The organism is Acinetobacter lwoffii (assembly GCF_024129115.1).
Lineage (GTDB): Bacteria > Pseudomonadota > Gammaproteobacteria > Pseudomonadales > Moraxellaceae > Acinetobacter > Acinetobacter lwoffii_T.
The window spans coordinates 1-2,351 of record NZ_JAMXXO010000052.1 but is presented as its reverse complement, the minus strand read 5'-3'; the positions used below and the strand labels follow the sequence as shown (position 1 = coordinate 2,351).

At 39.3% G+C, this 2,351-nt stretch carries 3 protein-coding genes; all 3 read left to right on the top strand.

What is annotated here, in order from left to right:
- The first annotated feature begins 513 nt into the window (after nt 1-513).
- Complete coding sequence (locus tag NI470_RS15590) at nt 514-948, top strand: hypothetical protein (protein WP_253149013.1); 435 nt, start codon at nt 514-516, stop codon at nt 946-948.
- A 3-nt stretch (nt 949-951) separates the two neighbouring features.
- Nucleotides 952-1,245: a hypothetical protein gene (locus NI470_RS15585; RefSeq protein ID WP_253149015.1), complete on the top strand. Its 294-nt coding sequence runs from the start codon at nt 952-954 to the stop codon at nt 1,243-1,245.
- Nucleotides 1,246-1,330: 85 nt separating this feature from the next.
- Nucleotides 1,331-2,351, top strand: a 1,021-nt coding sequence (locus NI470_RS15580; protein ID WP_253154021.1) for a protein rep, incomplete at its 3' end; no start/stop codon positions are given.

The following is a 2,351-nucleotide window of genomic DNA, read 5'->3' as shown; positions in this document are numbered from 1 at the left end:
CCATATTTGGAGCTGCTCTATCGTTTCGTATTTGATAAAAAATCCTACTACAACCTAGAAATAACAAAAGACGTAAAGCCAAACAAAAGGAATGAGGAGTGAGGAGGACGTAGGGACCGACCGACACGACCGAATGACTTGTGAAGGCGGTACGTCAATCGGTTGTCTGTGATGTGACGTTCCGTGAACGTGCATCATCATCAGACAATCGAATAAGCAAGCCTACCCAGTGGCCACAGGACTTGTAAGGGGTTCGACCCCTTAAACCCCAAAGGGCGCACTTATGCAAACTTTTCAAGTTCGCCAGTGCTCCCACCAGTAACAGAGGGCGCGGAGTGCGCCCGAACTGACACCATCTAAATTTCAAAACCTTCCCTTTCTGATTACAAGCTCCCTTTGGATTTCCAAACGGGAGCTTTTAGCAATCCCGCAGGGTTGCGACGCATTGACATTCTTCTTAAAATCTATAATATTCTAAGAACAATCTAATAGAATCTAAACGGAATCTTAAAAATGTTATTTAAATCTCTTGGCATCGCCACTGCTACTAATACCGCTTCTAATTCTGAGGACTCTAAGCCTGTGACTATTCGCTTAACAGATAGTGAAGTTCAACTTTACGATGCTGTTGCTAAATCTATGGGTTTAACTCGACAAGATTTTTTAGCTCATTTAATTCGTAATAACTTCAAGCAGGCATTAACTGATTTCTTAATCGGTTATACCCAATCTTCTCCATCAGTATCTCTGTGTGAATTAATTCATTCAAATACCGATAGCGATGAAGTCAAACAAAAGGTTTCTTGGTTGCTGCGTTCTATTTCACAAGAACTACTGGAGGAGGACGAGAAAGATATTCACGAGCACATTGAAAGCGAGCGTTTTTATCAATTTGCGACTCCTCGGAAGGGTATTTTTGCTGAAACAGTTAAACCAGAGGAGAACTAAGAAATGATCAAATTAGAAGGCACAGTCTTAAACGTCTTTACTCAGCAAGGCGGTAAGGACAAAAAAACAGGTGATCAGTTTGCTGACCGTGACAAGGTACAAATTTTAGGTGCTATGGATCTGCCAAATGGTGACGTTAAAAATGAACTTTTTACGTTATCAGTAGAAAATTATCGGGACTTTAAAGACTTCCTAAATAAGAAAATCTGTATTGCTGTTGGTGCAATGGCAAGCGGTCGTAATGTTATTTTTTATGTTGCTAAAGGTGCACAACCTGTTTTAGCAGAAACGATGTGAAACTTGAAAAAAAACAGTGAGTTAGCCTTGGCTTCTCGCTGTTTTTTCTTTCTCTTGATACTATTGATTAACTAGGGGACAAAAATTGACTAAAAAAGACAATAAAAAAGCCCATAATTCGGATGCTTTGGCGGGCGATGAATTACAGGCTTTGCAATCTGCTAAGGCAGATCAACATAGGGATAGAATAACACGTTTTGGGATTTTGAAACATAGAGCGAAGCTACAAGAACAATACTTGTGGACGCAGGTTGATTTCAAATCAGAAGGTGAAAATGATCTATCCAATAAGGCTCTTAAGGCTGCAACCAAATTAAAGGGGTGCGGTCAATTTCTGCTATTCCATAATTACTACACAATAGATCAAGTTAAGCTGGCTAAAGCTCATTATTGTTCTCAGCATTTACTATGCCCTATGTGTGCTGGTGTAAGGGCAGCTAAGTCAATGAGTCGATATATTCAACGTATTGAAGAATTGATGCGTCAGAATCGCCATTTAAAGCCCGTATTGATCACTTTGACGGTTAAGAACGGTGAAGACCTACAGGAACGCTTTAAGCATCTTAGAAGCTCATTTAGAACGCTTTTAGACCGCTATAACGATTATAAGAAAAAAGGCCGTGGCTTTAATCAGTTTTGTAAAATTGATGGTGCTTTCTATTCCACTGAATATACCTACAACCCAAAAACTAAAGAATGGCATCCTCATATTCATATTTTTGCTTTACTCAATGAATGGATAGACCAGGAAGAATTAGCCGAAACTTGGCACGACATTACCCTGGATTCTTATATCGTCGATATTCGAAGAGTTAAGAAAACTAAAGAACACGGCTATAGCAAAGCTGTTGCAGAGGTATGTAAATATGCCCTTAAGTTTAGTGATCTCTCACTGGAGAATACTTGGGAAGCATATCTTTCTTTGAAAGGTAACAGGCTGACTGGCTGTTTTGGTTCTATGTATGGTGTCAAGCTACCTGAAAAACTTACTGATGATCTACCTCTTGATGATCTTCCATATTTGGAGCTGCTCTATCGTTTCGTATTTGATAAAAAATCCTACTACAACCTAGAAATAACAAAAGACGTAAAGCCAAACAAAAGGA